General features: G+C 75.1%; 7 protein-coding genes and 1 pseudogene. All 8 read right to left on the bottom strand.

All coding sequences use genetic code 11. The features are described 5' to 3' along the window. Positions 1 to 179 precede the first annotated feature (179 nt). Positions 180 to 818 (bottom strand): class I SAM-dependent methyltransferase, encoded by a 639-nt coding sequence (locus tag ACFCY1_RS32630; protein ID WP_375876916.1) that lies wholly within the window; start codon positions 816 to 818, stop codon positions 180 to 182. A gap of 77 nt (positions 819 to 895) precedes the next feature. Next, positions 896 to 2,125, bottom strand: coding sequence for a PLP-dependent aminotransferase family protein (locus ACFCY1_RS32625; protein ID WP_375876927.1), 1,230 nt, complete (start codon positions 2,123 to 2,125; stop codon positions 896 to 898). A gap of 65 nt (positions 2,126 to 2,190) precedes the next feature. Further along, a complete protein-coding gene (locus ACFCY1_RS32620) occupies positions 2,191 to 3,342 on the bottom strand; it encodes an alpha-hydroxy acid oxidase (protein WP_375876915.1) in 1,152 nt (383 codons plus the stop codon). After that, positions 3,339 to 4,436 (bottom strand): 4-hydroxyphenylpyruvate dioxygenase, encoded by a 1,098-nt coding sequence (gene hppD / locus ACFCY1_RS32615; protein ID WP_049649755.1) that lies wholly within the window; start codon positions 4,434 to 4,436, stop codon positions 3,339 to 3,341. Before hppD ends, ACFCY1_RS32620 begins: the two co-directional genes overlap by 4 nt. 100 nt (positions 4,437 to 4,536) lie before the next feature. Then, complete coding sequence (locus ACFCY1_RS32610; protein WP_375876914.1) at positions 4,537 to 5,832, bottom strand: MFS transporter; 1,296 nt, start codon at positions 5,830 to 5,832, stop codon at positions 4,537 to 4,539. 205 nt (positions 5,833 to 6,037) lie between these two features. Continuing rightward, a complete protein-coding gene (locus tag ACFCY1_RS32605; RefSeq protein WP_375876913.1) occupies positions 6,038 to 7,069 on the bottom strand; it encodes a pyridoxal phosphate-dependent aminotransferase in 1,032 nt (343 codons plus the stop codon). After that, a complete protein-coding gene (locus ACFCY1_RS32600) occupies positions 7,069 to 8,115 on the bottom strand; it encodes a class I SAM-dependent methyltransferase (RefSeq protein WP_049649758.1) in 1,047 nt (348 codons plus the stop codon). The genes ACFCY1_RS32605 and ACFCY1_RS32600 overlap by 1 nt, the downstream gene beginning before the upstream one ends. Positions 8,116 to 8,210: 95 nt before the next feature. Next, positions 8,211 to 15,281 (bottom strand): annotated as a pseudogene (locus ACFCY1_RS32595) (amino acid adenylation domain-containing protein); the annotation flags it as partial. Positions 15,282 to 15,319: the final 38 nt, after the last annotated feature.

The raw sequence follows: 15,319 nt of genomic DNA, 5'->3' as shown, positions 1-15,319 counted from the left end.
AACAACGTGTCGAGGGGGCGTTCAATAACGATGTGGTCAACGCACGGATTTCCGGCCGAGATTGACCGGTCGTCAGCCGAAATCCGTGGTGGTGCTCCAGGGCCCGACGATTGGGATGGCTGCAAACGGCCTGTTTCGACCCGAACGTGACGCTCGCTCAGGGACTGGGCCCCGCCGGCTCAGGCTGCGGTACGGGCGTACGCGGTCAGCCAGTCGAGGTCGCGGTGCCCGGCGCCGTAGCGCTGCCGCTCGTTGACGACGCGGACGTCGGCGCCGGTGAAGCCGGCCGCCTCCAGCAGGCCGCGGACCCGGTCGGCGGTCTGGTAGCGGAAGAAGCGGGCGGCGTCGGCGCTGAAGGACTCGACGAACTCCTCCTCGCCCTCCCCCTCCTTGAAGCTGACGAACAGCGCCCCGCCGGGCCGCAGCACCCGGTGGAACTCGGCCAGCGCGGCCGCCACGTGCTCGTCCCTGAGGTGCAGCAGCGTCGCCTGGGACCAGACGCCCGCGAAGGAGGCGTCGGGGAGGTCCAGCGCGCACACGTCCATGCGCCGGAAGTCCAGGCCGGGGTGGAGCTCCCGGGCCCGGGCGACGAAGGGCTCGCTCAGGTCGACGCCGGTCACCGCCACGCCCCTGGCCGCCAGCAGGGCCGTGTCGCGGCCGAAGGCGCACCCGGCGTCCAGGACCGGCCCGGCCGGATCGGGGAGCATCCCGGTGAAGAGGTCGAGCTCCTCGTCCGGGACCATGCCCTTGGTGGCGGACTCGTACTTGTCGGCGCTGTGCTCGTAGGCGGCGATGGTGCGTGAGAGGTAGTCAAGCATGCCTGAAACCTACCCTCGTGGGGGTCGGAGCGGGCCGGAAGGTGGCGCCCCGGACGGGACGCCCCCTTCCGGGCCGGTCAGGACCGCGCGGCGAGCAGCGCGGCCAGCCCGTCCAGCCCCCGGTCGACGGTGGCCGGGTCGACCTGGCTGACGGAGAGCCGCAGTTGGTGTTCCCCGCCCGTCCCCGGGTAGAAGTGCGACATCGGCGTCCAGATCACCCCGTACTCCGAGGCGGAGCGCTCCAGCAGCGCGTCGTCCACCACGCACGGCACCGTGAGCACCAGGAAGAAGCCGCCGCGCGGCTCGTTCCAGGTCACCCCGCAGCCGGGCGGGAAGCGCCGGGCCAGGCCCTCCAGCACCAGCGCGAGGTTGCGCCGGTAGAGCGCGGCCACCTCGGTGTTGGCGGCCCGCAGGCTGTGGCCGTGCTCCAGCAGCGCGCCGCCGATCACGGCCTGGGCGATCGGCGAGGTGTTCACCGTGGTCATGCTCTTGATCATGCCGAGCAGGTCGGCGAACAGCCCGGTGCCGCCCTGCCCGTCCGCCACCAGCTGGTCCGCCACCACGTACCCGACCCGGGCGCCCGGCAGGGCCGTCTTGGCGAAGGAGCCGAGGTGGACCACCCGCCGGTCGGTGTCCAGCGCCTTGAGCGAGGGCAGCCGCTCCTCGCCGGCGAACACGCAGTACGGGTTGTCCTCCAGCAGCAGGAAGTCCTCCTCGGAGGCCAGCGCCAGCAGCTCCCGGCGCAGCTCCAGCGGCAGGCTGGCCCCGCTCGGGTTGGCCACGTCCGGCACCAGGTAGAGCGCCCGCGGGCGCAGCCCCTCGGCCCGGGCGGCGGCCAGTTGGCGGCGCAGGTCGGCGAGGTCCACGCCGTCCGGGCCGTCGGCGACCGCCCGCACCGGCAGGTCGGCCAGCAGCGCCGCGCCGGTCAGCCCCACGTAGGTGGGGGAGACGGCCAGCACCAGGTCCTCGGGGCCGCGGCGCAGCGCCCGCAGCACCAGGAACATCGCCTCCTGGCAGCCCACCGTGACCACGATCGACTCGGCGGGCACCTCGATGCCCTCGTCGGTGGCGAGGTGGGTGGCGATCAGCTCGTGGATGATCCCCTTGGTCCGCCCGTACTGGAGCACCTGCCGACGGGCCGCCTCCTCGGTCAGCCCGCGCTCGGTGCGCAGGTGGTCGAGGTAGCGGTCCAGGTGGCGGTGGACGGCGTCCAGCTCGAAGAACTGCTCGGCCGGGCGGCCGGCCGCGAAGGAGACCGCCTCCGGGTAGCGGATGGAGATCTCGTTGAGCAGGTTCATCGAGGTCATCGCCGGGTCGGCGAGGGAGGTGTGCAGGCCCGCGAGCAGCAGGTCGTGCGGTGCGGCGATGGTGGTCACGGGGTGCTCCAGACGGGGCAGGGCAGGGTGGTGGTGCGCAGTTCGGCGGCGGCCCGGGGGTCGGCGCAGCCCGCGAGGCCGAGCGCGTGCCGCAGCTCGGTGGCGAGCAGGTCGAGGACCTCGGTGCAGCCCGCCTCGCCGCCGGCCGCCAGGCCCCAGATCAGCGGGCGCCCGAGCAGGACCCCGGTGGCGCCGAGGGCCAGCGCGGTGAGCACGTCCGAGCCGCCGCGCACCCCGCTGTCCAGCAGCACCTGGCAGTCCTCGCCGGCCAGCGCCTCGGCGACCTCCGGCAGCATCGTCACGGCGGGCACGGCCCGGTCGAGCTGGCGGCCGCCGTGGTTGGAGACCACCACGGCCGCGGCGCCGATCCCGGCGGCCCGCCGGGCGTCGGCCGGGTCGAGCACGCCCTTGACCACCAGCGGCAGGTCGGTCTCGCCGCGCAGCCACTCGAGGTCGGCCCAGGTGACGCCGGGGGAGAGCAGCTCCGCGGTGTGCGCGGCCACCGCCGAGACGGCGGCGGTGGACTCGTGCGCCCGCCCGGCGGCGCCGCCCTCCAGCAGCGCCGCGCGGACGTCCGACGGCAGGGCGAAGGCGTTCCTGGCGTCGCGCAGCCGGCGGCCCATGTACGGCACGTCGGCGGTGACCACCAGGGCCTCGCTGCCGGCCTCCTCGGCCGCCCTGACCAGGTCGAGCAGCCGGCCGCGGTCGCGCAGCCAGTACAGCTGGAACCAGAGCGTGGCGCCGGTCTTCGCGAGCTCCTCGAAGCCGACGCTGCTGAGCGTGCCGACGGTGAACGGCACGCCCGCGGCGGCCGCGGCGCGGGCCGAGGCCAGCTCGCCCTCGGGGTGGAACAGCCGGTGGTAGGCGACGGGTGCCACCGCCACCGGCAGGGCCGCCCGGCTGCGCACCAGGGTGGCGGCGGTGTCCCGGGTGCTGACGTCGGTCAGCACCCGGGGCACCAGGGCCACCCGGTCGAAGGCGGCCCGGTTGGCGGCGAGCGTCAACTCGCGCTCGGCACCGCCCTCCAGCCACTCCCAGACCTCGGGCGCGAGCACGGCCCGGGCCCGGTCGGCGTACTCCGCGACGGACAGCGCCGGGCGCCCGCCGGCCGGGCCGGTCGGTGGTTCGTTGCGGACGGACGCGCTCATCCGGCCACTTCGCTGGCGTTGCGCTGGAGCTCCACGGCCTCGTAGAGGGCGCGGATGTTGTTGCTGCCGAAGTTGCGGGCCCGGATGCGCTCGATCACCTCGAAGAAGAAGGTGTTCCGCGGGTGCTGGGAGCGGGTGAAGATCTGGAACAGCTGGCCGTCGTGGTCCTGGTCGACCAGCAGGTTCAGCTCGCGCAGCTGCTCGAAGGAGTGCCGCAGCGGCGTCAGGCGGCCGGGCAGCGCGTCGTAGTAGGTCTGCGGGGTGCGCAGGAACGGCACGCCGCGCTCGGCCATGGTGGAGACGGAGTGCACCGCGTCCTCGGCGGCGAAGGCGACGTGCTGCACCCCGGCGCCGCCGTGGCCGGCCAGGAAGGAGGCGATCTGGCCGCCCGCGTCCGCGGTGAGCGGCTCGATCAGGGTCAGGGTGACGCTGTGGTCGGCGCTCTGCACGACCGCCGAGTCCATGCCGAGCGCGCCGACCTCGACCCGCTCCTCGAAGATCGTCCGGAAGCCGAAGACCTCGCGGTAGCGGTGCTCGGTCTTGCGCAGCTCGCCGAACGGCACCAGGACGGCGAAGTGGTCGACGGTCCGCAGGCCGACCTGGCCCTCGCCGGTCAGCGGGGCCGGGTCGGGCAGGCCGGGGATGCGCCCGGCCGGGACCTCGGGGCCGCGCTCGATCAGGGTGTGCACCACCTCGCCGAAGGCGTCGACGACCGCGGTGACGCAGCCGTCCGCGGCCTTCGGCTCGCCCAGCGCGGCGGCGCCGCGGGCGGTCAGGGTGCGGTACGCGTCGGTGGCGTCCGGCACCCGCAGGCCGAGGGCGCCGACGCCGTCGCCGTGCCGGGCCAGGTAGCCGGTGGCCGGGTGGCCGGCGGCCAGCGGCTGGGTGAGCAGCAGTCGGATGGAGGCCTGGCCGACCAGCGCGGACAGGCAGCGCTCGGCGGCCTCGCCGCGCTCGGTCGGCGGGACGAGCAGCTCGAAGCCGTACTCCGTGGTCAGCCGGGTGGTCTCGGCGCCCAGGTCGGCCACGTAGAACTCGACGTGGTCCAGCTCGACGGGGATCGGGGTGACGGTGGGAGAGGAACGGTCGGTCATCAGAGGAGCTCTCTCGTGAGGAGGACGGGAGGTGCTGAGGGACGATCGGGTGGAGCGGGCGTACGGGTGCGTGCGCGGGTACGTGTGCGGCGGCGCCGGATCAGGTGGGCTGGAGGTCCTTGGCGTCCTCGGGCTCGGCCGGGCCGTCGCCCTCGCCGTCGCCCTCGCCCTCGTCGGTGTCCGCGTCCGCGTCCGGGCCCTCGGGCTCCGGCGGCTCGGTCGGGGCCTCCGGCTTGCCGATCAGGTGGGCGGACGCGAGCAGCGCGCCGACCACCATCACGCCGAGCACCACCCGGAAGTCCAGGGCGGCCACCAGGCCGGAGCCGACGCCGACGGCCAGCGCCTGCGGCGCGGTGAGCGAGAGGTTGACGGCCGCCTGGGCGCGCCCCATCAGCTGCGGCGGGGTGGAGGCCTGGGCGGCGGTGGCGAGGCCGACCATGGCGGCCGGGATGCCCGCGCCCGCGATCACCAGGCCGGCCGACACCACGTACAGCGACGGGGCGAGCAGCAGGACGGTCCCGAGGCCGAACACCGCCGAGCCCGCCATGACCGTCCGGCGCGGCCCGAGCCTGCCGATCAGCAGGCCGCCGACCACCGAGCCGGCCAGCGCGCCGACGGCCTCGGTGGTCTCCAGCACGCCGAGGAACTGCGGCGAGCGGTGCAGCCCGTGCTGGGTCAGCGCGAACAGCACCGGCTGCAGCAGGCTCAGCACGAAGCCGGAGGCGGCGGTGGCCGCGACCAGCGGCCGCAGCCCGACCGAACCGCGCAGGTGGACGAAGCCGGCCAGCACCTCGGTGCGCCACCGCAGGCCCGAGGGCTCCGGCTTGACCTCCTCCACCCGCAGGGTGAGGAAGCTCAGCGCGGCCAGCAGCAGCACGACGAGGTCGGCCACCGCCACCACGTGCCCGCCGAACCAGCCGTAGAGGCCCGAGCCGAGCAGCGGCGCCACCAGCGTGGTGCCGGCCCGGGCGCTCTGGGTCAACCCGGCCGCCGCGCCGAAGTCCTGACGCTCCGTCAGGATGCTGCGCAGCAGCGCGCTCTGCGCCGGGGCCAGGACGGCCCCGGCCAGACCGCAGACCGTGGCGGTGCAGTAGATGATCCAGACCGTGTCCCGGCCGTCGACCAGCAGCAGCGGCAGCAGCGAGAGGGCCACCGCCAGGTTGACCCCGACCAGCAGCGGCTTGCGCCGGACCCGGTCGGCGAGCAGGCCGCCGAGCGGGAGCAGCAGCAGGGGCGCGGAGAAGCAGAACAGCACCAGGCCGGCGGCGGAGTTGCTGCCGGTCAGCACCTTGGCCCAGATGCCGAGGGCGATGGAGAGGGCGCTGTCACCGAGGACGGACAGGGTCTGCCCGGCCAGGTAGCGCCGGAACTCCGGGCGGACCAACAGCGGGTGCATGGCGGTTCCTTCGCTGCGCCGACGGCGCTTCGGGGTGTGCAGGGGTGTGCGGTGGTGCCGTGGTGCTCGGTGGTGCGGTGGTGCTCGGTGGTGCGGTGCTGCTGTGCGGTGCGGTGGTGCAGGGACGCCCGGGGTGCGCCCTGACGCACGCGGGGTGCTCAGGGCGCCGGGCGGTCGGCGCGTCGGCGGGTCGGGCGCCGGGCGCTCAGGGTGTGGCCGGGTGGGCCGGGGCGAGCGGGGCGACGGCGGCGAAGCCCTCGATCACCGCGTCGTTGGCGTCCTTCTCGCCGATGGCGACCCGGATGCCCTGGCCGGGGTAGTAGCGCACGGCCACGCCCAGGCGCTCCAGCTCCGCGCGCAGCGGGAGCTGGTCGCCGGGGGCGTCGACCCACAGGAAGTTGGTGACGCTGGGCGCCACCGTCCAGCCGAGGCGCAGCAGTTCGGCCTCGGTGCGCTCCCGCTCCGCGGCGATCTCGGCGATCCGGCGCGCCATCTCGTCCTCGGCGCCGACGGCGGCGAGCAGGCCCGCCTCCTGGAGCCGGTTCACCGCGTACGGCACCTGGTGGTCCCGTACCCGCTGGGCCACGGACTCCTCCGCCAGCGCGTAGCCGATCCGCAGCGCGGCGATGCCGTGCGACTTGGACAGGGTGCGCAGCACCACGAGGTTCGGCCACTCGGCGATCCGGGCCGGCACGTCCGGGGCCTGCCAGCCCAGGGCGAAGTCGACGTACGCCTCGTCGAGCAGGATCAGCGCGGTGGCCGGCACCCGGCGGAAGAACTCCGTCAGCTCGGCCCAGGAGTAGACCGTGCCGGTCGGGTTGTGCGGGTTGCACAGCACGACGATCCGGGTGCGCCCGTCCATCCGCTCGGCCATCGCCGCCAGGTCGTGCCGGGCGTCGGGGCCGAGCGGGACCGGCCGGGCCTCGGCCCGGGCGATCTCGCAGAACAGCGGGTACGCGTCGAAGCAGGGCGCCGAGTGGACCACGTTGTCGCCGGGCTCGACCACCGCGTGGAAGAGGTCCAGCGCCACGCCCGCCGAGCCGTGGCCGACCACGACCTGGCCGGCCGGGACGCCCTGCCAGTCGGCGACGATCCCGGCGATCCGCTCCGGACGGAAGTCCGGGTAGCGGTGCAGGTCGGCACTGGCCTCGGCCAGCGCCGCCAGCACCGACGGCAGCGGCGGGTACGGGTGCTCGTTCTGTGCCAGCAGGTACCTGGCGTCCGACGGGCCGGCCATCAGTCGGCCTGGAGGACGTAGAGCCAGGAGTGCGGGGTGGCCAGCGCCTCGACGCGGTCGATCCGCAGGCCGGCCTCGGTGAACAGCTCCTCGTAGGTGGCCTTGGTGTGCAGCGGGACGCCCATCATCGCGTGCGCCAGCTCGAAGCCCACCGAGAAGACCGGCTGGGCGCCGTCGGAGGTGCCCGGGTCGCGCAGCATGGTGTCGCCGAGGACGAAGGTGCGGGCCTTCGGGAAGGACTCCCGCATCCGGGTGAAGATCGAGGAGCGGGTGGCCGGGTCGGCCAGCAGGTCGTGCAGCAGGAAGAAGCTCATCACGGTGTCGACCTCGGCCACCTCGGCGGCCTCGGCGTCGTTGTCGATCTGGGTGCCGAGCAGGCCCAGCACGTCCGCGCGGACGGCGGTGACCCGGTCCTGCATGCCGGCCTCGACGATGTCGCGGCGGGCGATGTCGGTGGCCGGGCGGCTGATGTCGATGCCCAGGCCCCGGGAGCCCTCGCGCTGCGAGACCACCCGGCGTACCCGGGCGGAGGTGCCCGAGCCCAGGTCGGCGATGTGCCGGAAGTCGATGCCGCTCAGCACGTCGGTGAGCTGGGCGGCGAACAGCGACTGGTCGCACTGGGCGGAGCCGAGGGCGACCATCGCCTCGTCGCGGAAGACGTCCGTGTCGTAGCGGTGGGTGCCGGCGCTCAGGTGGCCGGCGCGGCCGAACACGTCGTGGTAGCCGCCGACGGCCCAGGTGAAGTAGCCGCGCGCGGCGGCGATCTCCAGGCCCGCCTCGGTGGGCAGGTAGGCGTCGCCGTCGGCCTTGAGGTAGCCGTAGTCGGCGGCGGCGCGCAGCACGGCCTCGGTCCGGGCGGTGTCGCCGGCCTGGGCGGTGGCCTCGGCGGCCGAGAGCGGCTCGCCGCGCCCGATCGACTCCAGCAGGCCGATCCGGTCCAGCGCGAAGATCACGTTGGCGGCGATGAAGCCGTTGTAGGCGTCGGTCGAGGTGATCGGCGACGGGGTGATGCCACGCCAGGTGTCGGGGATGGCCGCAGTGGTCATGGTGGTGTCCGTTTCTCGGTGGGCGGACCGGGTGCGGTCCGCGTGGTGTGCGCAGGTCGGTCGCCTGCGGTCGGTAGGGGTCTGAAGTCGGTGCGTCAGGAGGTCAGGCGGGCGGCGAGCACCGGGCCGATGACGGCGAGCGCCTCGGTGCCCGTCATCGCGCCGTGGGTGCTCGGCACCTCGTGGACGTCGAGCCGGCCGCCCAGGTGCGGGCGCCAGCTCTCCGGGTCGGGGGCGTCGGCCGGCCGGTCCTTGGCGGCGGTGAAGAACACCGCGTCGCCGTCGTAGCCGGGCAGCGGGAGCGCGTGGGACAGCTCGGCGTTGGCCTGGAAGACCGAGACCACCCGGGCCACCCCGGCGCCGCTGAGGCCGGCCAGCGGGCCCTCGCCGTCGCGGACGAGCGCGGCGTAGCCGTCCTCGTCGGCGGGCCAGGCGGTGACCTCCCCGGCCGGGTGGCCGAGCGAGTCGAGGATCACCGCGAGCTGCGCCGGGTCGTCCCGCCACTGCTCGGGCCCCGGCTCGCCGGTGCCCGGGTAGGCGTCCAGCAGCGCGAGCAGCCGGACCTCCTCGCCCTGGCGGCGCAGCAGCGCGGCGATCGCGTGGGCGACGGCCCCGCCGAACGACCAGCCGAGCAGGGCGTACGGGCCCTCGGGGCGGACGGCGCGGATCTGCGCGAGGTAGGTCCGGGCCAGCTCCTCGACCGAGGCCGGGTGCGCGGCCGGGTCGGCCAGGCCGGGGGCCTGGAGGCCGTAGATCGGCTGCTCGGCGTCGAGGTGGCGCAGCAGGCCGGTGTAGACCCAGCTGATGCCGGCGGCCGGGTGGACGCAGAACAGCGGCGGGCGCGAGCCGCGGGTGCGGATCGGCAGCAGGACGGGGAAGCTCTCGGCGGCCGGGCCCCGGGTGAGCCGCTCGGCCAGCCGGGCCACGGTCGGCGCCTCGAACAGCGTGCGGACGCCGACCCGGTCGCCCTCGCCGACCAGGTCGCGCAGGCCCGCGACCAGCCGGCTGGCCAGCAGCGAGTGCCCGCCGAGCTCGAAGAAGTTGTCGTCCACGCCGACCTTCTCCAGCCCGAGCAGGTCGGCGAACAGGCCGCAGAGCAGCTCCTCCTGGGGCGTCGCGGGCGCCCGCCCGGAGCCGAGCCAGGTGGTGTCGGGGGCCGGCAGGGCCTTGCGGTCGACCTTGCCGTTGGCGGTCAGCGGCAGGGCGTCCAGGGCGACGACCGCCGAGGGCACCATGTAGTCCGGCAGGGACGCGCCGACGTGGGCCCGCAGTTCGGCCTGGTCGACCGTCCGCCCGGGGCGGGCGACGGCGTAGCCGACCAGCCGGCGGTCGCCCGGGCGGTCCTCCCGGACCAGCACGAACGCCTGGGCCAGGGACGGGTGGCGGGCCAGCACGGCCTCGATCTCGCCGGGCTCGATCCGGAAACCGCGGATCTTCACCTGGTGGTCGGTGCGGCCCAGGTACTCCAGGGTGCCGTCGGCCTGGCGGCGGACCAGGTCGCCCGAGCGGTACATCCGGCTGCCGGGGGCGCCGTACGGGTCGGCGACGAAGCGCTCGGCGCTCTGGCCGGGCCGGTTGAGGTAGCCGCGGGCCAGGCCGGCGCCCGCGATGTACAGCTCGCCCTCGACCCCGGCTGGGACGGGCTGGAGCGCGGCGTCCAGGACGTAGAGCCGGGTGTCCAGCACGGGCCGGCCCATCGGCGGGGCGATCCGGCCGGCGAGCGGTTCGCTCATGCTGGCGCAGACGGTGGACTCGGTCGGGCCGTAGGCGTTGACCATCCGCAGCCGGGCCGACCAGTGCTCGACCAGGTCGGGCGGGCAGGCCTCGCCGGCCACCACCAGGGTGCCGCCCTCCGGCAGCGCGTCCGGGGCGAGGACGGCCAGCGCGGTCGGCGGCAGGGTCAGGTGGGTGACGCCCTGCTCGGCGATCAGCTCGGTCAGCGAGGGGCCGGGCAGCAGCTGGTCGGCGTCGCCGAGGACGGCCCGGGCGCCGGTGAGCAGCGCCATGCCCAGCTCCCAGACGGCCGCGTCGAAGGACGGCGAGGCGAACAGCAGCACCCGGCTGTCCGGGGTGACGGCCAGGCCCCGGCGCTGGCTCTCCACCATGGCGGCGAGGCCGGTGTGGGTGACCACCACGCCCTTGGGGCGGCCGGTGGAGCCCGAGGTGTAGATGACGTACGCGGCCGAGTGCGGGGTGATCGCGGTGCCGGTGAGGTCGTGCGCCGGGTGGCCGGAGGCGTCCAGGTCCTCGATCAGCAGCCGCGGGACGGTGCTGTCGGCGAGCAGGCCGTCGGCCAGCGCCCGGCTGGTGAGGACCAGCGCGGGCCGGGCGTCGTCCAGCATGTAGGCGATCCGGTCGGCCGGGTAGCGCGGGTCCAGCGGCTGGAAGACCGCGCCGGCCTTGAGCACGGCGAGCTGGGCGACGATCAGCTCGATCGAGCGCTCCAGGGCGATCGCGACGAACCGCTCGGGGCCCGCGCCGTGCTCGATCAGCAGCCGGGCGAAGCGGTTGGCGCGCTCGTTCAGCTCGCCGTAGGTGACCTGCTCGGCGCCGAAGGAGAGCGCGACGGCCTCCGGGCGGGCGGCGGCCCGGGCCTCGAAGAGCGCCGGGAAGGTGCCGAGCGGGAGGTCCTCCCGGGTGTCGTTCCAGCCGGTGAGCAGCTGCTCGCGCTCCTCGGGCGCCAGCACCTCGACCCGGCCCACCGCGAGGTCCGGGTCGGCCAGCACCGCGCGCAGGGCGCGCTCGAAGCGGGCGGCCGTCGCCTCGGCGGTGGCCCGGTCGAACAGGTCGACGGCGTACTCCACCGTCAGGCCCAGCCCGGCGGGCGCGCCGGCCGCGTCGAAGCTCTCGCTGAAGGCGAAGGTCAGGTCGAACTTGGCGAGGTCGGAGTCCAGTTGCTCGACCCGGCCGGGCAGGCCGTCGAGGCCGATCTCCCCGGCGTCGCCGCCGGAGGTCAGCATCACCTGGCAGAGCGGGTGGCGGGCGGTCGAGCGCACCGGGTTGAGCAGCTCGACCAGCCGCTCGAAGGGCACGTCCTGGTGCTCGAAGGCGTCCAGGGTGGAGACCCGCACGCGCTCCACCAGCTCCCGGAAGCTCGGGTCGCCGGAGAGGTCGGTGCGCAGCACCAGGGTGTTGACGAAGAAGCCGACCAGGTCCTCCAGCGCCTCGTCGGTGCGGCCGGCCACCACGGTGCCGATCGGCAGGTCGGTGCCCGCGCCGATCCGGCCCAGGGTGGTGGCGAGCGCGGCCTGCATCACCATGAAGACGCTGGCCCGGCTCCGCTGCGCCAACTCGACCAGGGAGGCGTGGAGTCCGGCGTCCATCCGCAGCTCGACGGCGGCGCCGAGGCGGCTCGGGGCGGCGGTGCGGTGCCGGTCGAAGGGGAGCGTCAGCTCCTCCGGCAGGTCGGCCAGGGCCTGCTGCCAGTAGGCGAGTTGGTCGGTCAGCAGGGCGCTGGGCCGCTCGTCGGTGCCGAGCAGCTCGTGCTGCCAGAGGGTGTAGTCGGCGTACTGCACCGGCAGCGGCTCCCAGCCGGGGGCGGTGCCGGTGCGGCGGGCCCGGTACGCCTCGGCGAGGTCGCGCACCAGCGGGACCACGGACCAGCCGTCGGTGGCGATGTGGTGCATCAGCACCAGCAGGACGTGCTCCTGGTGCGGCAGCGAGAGCAGGGTGGCGCGGACCGGCAGGTCGCGGGCGAGGTCGAAGACCTGCGACCCGGCCTCGGCGAGGGCCGCCACGAGCTCCTCCTCGGAGGCCACCGAGGCGGTGTGCAGCGGGAGTTCGGGGTTCTCCAGGAGCAGCTGGTGCGGCTGTCCGTCGGTGGTCGGGTAGACGGTGCGGAGCACCTCGTGGCGCTCCAGCACGTCCGCCAGGGCCGCCTGGAGGGCGGCGGCGTCGACCGGGCCGGTCAGCCGGAGGGCGCACGGGGTGTTGTAGAGGGCGCTCGGGCCCTCGAACTGGTCGATGAACCAGAGGCGTTGCTGCGCGGGGGAGAGCGGGACGCGGTCGGGGCGCTCGACCGGCCGCAGGGCCGGACGGGCGGCGCCCGGGGCGGGCAGCGCCTCGGCGAGCGCGGCCACGCTGGGGGCGTCGAACAGCGTGCGGACGGGCAGTTCGGTGCCGAGCGCGGTGCGGATGCGGCCGACCAGCTTGGTGGCGAGCAGCGAGTGGCCGCCCAGGTCGAAGAAGCTGTCGTCGATCCCGATCCGCTCCAACCCGAGGACGTCGGCGAAGAGTTCGCACAGGGCGCGCTCGGTGTCGGTGCGCGGGGCGCGGCCCTCGGCGCCGCCGGTCCAGTCGGGGGCGGGCAGGGCGCGGCGGTCCACCTTGCCGTTGGCCGTCACCGGGAGGGCGTCGAGGACGACCACGGCGGCCGGGAGCATGTAGCCGGGCAGGCTGTCGGCGACGGCTGCGCGCAGCTCGGCGGGAGTGCCGTCGCCGGTGGCGTACACCACCAGGCGCTTGTCGCCGGGCCGGTCCTCGCGGACCACGGCGAAGGCCTGGCCGACGCCCGGGAGCGCGGTGAACGCGCCCTCCACCTCGCCGAGTTCGATCCGGAAGCCGCGGATCTTGACCTGGTCGTCGGCCCGGCCGAGGAACTCCAGCACGCCGTCGGCGGTCCAGCGGACCAGGTCGCCGGTGCGGTACATCCGGGCGCCGGGCTCGCCGAACGGGCAGGCGACGAAGCGCTCGGAGGTCAGGCCGGGGCGGCCGACGTAGCCGCGGGCCAGGCCGGCCCCGGCGATGTACAGCTCGCCGGCCACGCCGGCCGGGACGGGCTGGAGCGCGGTGTCCAGCACGTACAGCCCGGTGTTGTTCAGCGGGCGCCCGATCGGCACCACGGCGGGGACGGGCTCGCCCGGGGCCATGGTGAAGGTGGTCTTGATGGCGGTGGTCTCGGTGGGGGCGTACACCGCGACCACGGAGGTGTCCGGGCAGGCCCGGTGGAGCCGGCGGACGGACTCCGGCGGGACGACGTCGCCGCCGGTCCACACCTGCCGGACGTTGCGGAAGGCGGCCGGGTCCTCGTCGGCCATCAGCCGCAGCAGGCCGGACGGGGCCTGGACCAGGGTCACCTCGTGGGTGGTGATGGTCTCGGCGAGGCGGCGGATGTCCAGCTCGCCGGGCTCGGCGAGCACGATCGCCCCGCCGGTGACCAGCGGCGCCCAGATCTCGGTGGTGGAGGCGTCGAAGGCGGTGGGCGAGTGCAGCAGCACCCGCTCGTGGTGGCCGGCCCGGAAGTGCGGGTTGCCCAGCAGGTCCACCACGTTGCGGTGGGTGACGGCGACGCCCTTGGGCACCCCGGTCGAGCCCGAGGTGTACATCACGTAGACCAGCTGGCCGGGCAGGACGGGCACGGCCGGGTCGCCCGCCGCGGGGGCCCCGGCGAGCAGCGCGTCGGTGACCTCGACGGTGGCGAAGCCCTCGGTGGCGAGCACCGGGTGGCCCTGGTGGGCCGGGTCGATGAGCAGCAGGGCGGTGCGGGTGTCGGCGAGGATGTGCTGGAGCCGGTCCAGCGGGTAGCGGTCGTCCAGCGGGACGTAGGTGCCGCCCGCCTTGGCGATCGCGAGGACGGCGGTGAGCAGCCCGGCGGAGCGCTCCATCAGCACCGCGACCGGCTGCTCGGTGGTCAGGCCGCGCTCCAGCAGCAGGGCGGCGAGCCGGTTGGCGCGGTCGTTCAGCTCCGCGTAGTCGAGCCGCTCGGTGCCGGAGACCAGGGCGAGGGCCCCGGGGGTGGCGGCGGCCTGGGCCTCGAACAGCCGGGGCAGGCTCTGCTCGGCGACCGGCGCGGCCGGCCCGTTCCAGCCGGTGAGCAGCTGCTCGCGCTCGGCCGGGGCGAGGATCTCGATGCCGCCGATCGGGGCGTCCGGGGCGGCCACGGCGGCGCGCAGGACGCGCACCAGCCGCTCGGCGAGGGAGACGGCGGTGGCGTGGTCGAAGAGGTCGGCCGCGTAGTCGACGGCGGCGCGCACGCCCAGGCAGGTGCCGTCGGCCGCGAGCCGCTCGACGAAGTTGAAGTTGAGGTCGAACTGGGCCTGGGCCTCGCCGACCTCGACCGGGGTGCCCGTCGCGGTGCCGAAGGCGAGGTCGCCGGCCTGCTCCGCGTTGAGCGTGACGACGGTCTGGAAGAGCGGGTGGCGGGCGGGGGTGCGGGTGGGGTTGAGGTGCTCGACCAGGCGCTCGAAGGGGATGTCCTGGTGGTCGTAGGCGTCCAGGTTCGCGCGCCGGACGCGGTCGAGCAGCTCGCGGAAGGTCGGGTCGCCGCTGGTGTCGGTGCGCAGCAGCAGGGTGTTGACGAAGAAGCCGACCAGGTCGTCCAGGGCCTCGTCGGTGCGGCCGGCGACGGGGGTGCCGAGCGGCAGGTCGGTGCCGGCGCCGAGGCGGGTGTAGAGGGTGGCGACCGCGGCCTGCAGCGCCATGAACAGGCTGGCGTGCCGGCCGGAGGCCAACTCGGTGAGCGCGGCGTGCAGTTCGGCGTCCAGCTCGAAGTCGGCGGCGCCGCCGCGGCGGCTCGGCCGGGCCGGGCGCGGCCGGTCGTAGGGGAGCGCCAGCTCCTCCGGAAGGTCGGACAACTCCTGCCGCCAGTGGGCGAGTTGCAGGGAGACGACGCTCTCCGGGTCGTCCTCCTCGCCGAGCAGCTCGCGCTGCCAGAGGGTGTAGTCGGCGTACTGCACCGGCAGCGGCTCCCACCGCGGCTCGGTGCCGGTGGTCCGGGCCCGGTACGCCTCGGCGAGGTCGCGGAAGAGCGGGGCGACCGACCAGCCGTCGCTGGCGATGTGGTGGGTGAGCAGCAGCAGGACGTGCTCGTCCGGCGCGGGCAGCGCGTACAGCCAGGCCCGCACGGGCAGGTCGGCGGCGAGGTCGAAGACCTGCCCGGCGGCCTCGTGCAGCAGCCCGGGCAGCTCGGCCTCGTCGGCCACCGGCACCCGGTGCAGCGTCGGGCGCCCCTCGGTGAGGATGTGCTGGTGGGGCTGGCCGTCGGTGGTGGGGAAGACGGTGCGCAGCACCTCGTGCCGGTCCACCACGTCCCCGAGCGCGCCTTCGAGGGCGGCGGCGTCGAGCCGGCCGGTCAGCCGGAGGGCGAACGGAGTGTTGTAGAGGGAGCTCGGTCCCTCGAACTGTTCGATGAACCAGAGCCGCTGCTGGGCGAACGACAACGGGATCAAGGTCTGCCTCCGACTGGCGACGTACGGCTGCTGTGGCT

This window comes from Kitasatospora sp. NPDC056273 (assembly GCF_042268845.1).
In the GTDB taxonomy this organism is placed as follows: domain Bacteria; phylum Actinomycetota; class Actinomycetes; order Streptomycetales; family Streptomycetaceae; genus Kitasatospora.
The sequence above is the reverse complement of the archived record's forward strand: the minus strand, read 5'-3'. Positions and strand labels throughout refer to the sequence as shown.

Coding starts and splice junctions, on each gene's coding strand:
- ACFCY1_RS32630 (WP_375876916.1), bottom strand. CDS start 818: ATGCTTGACTACCTCTCACGCACCATCGCCGCCTACGAGCACAGCGCC.
- ACFCY1_RS32625 (WP_375876927.1), bottom strand. CDS start 2,125: ATGACCTCGATGAACCTGCTCAACGAGATCTCCATCCGCTACCCGGAG.
- ACFCY1_RS32620 (WP_375876915.1), bottom strand. CDS start 3,342: ATGAGCGCGTCCGTCCGCAACGAACCACCGACCGGCCCGGCCGGCGGG.
- hppD (WP_049649755.1), bottom strand. CDS start 4,436: ATGACCGACCGTTCCTCTCCCACCGTCACCCCGATCCCCGTCGAGCTG.
- ACFCY1_RS32610 (WP_375876914.1), bottom strand. CDS start 5,832: ATGCACCCGCTGTTGGTCCGCCCGGAGTTCCGGCGCTACCTGGCCGGG.
- ACFCY1_RS32605 (WP_375876913.1), bottom strand. CDS start 7,069: ATGGCCGGCCCGTCGGACGCCAGGTACCTGCTGGCACAGAACGAGCAC.
- ACFCY1_RS32600 (WP_049649758.1), bottom strand. CDS start 8,115: ATGACCACTGCGGCCATCCCCGACACCTGGCGTGGCATCACCCCGTCG.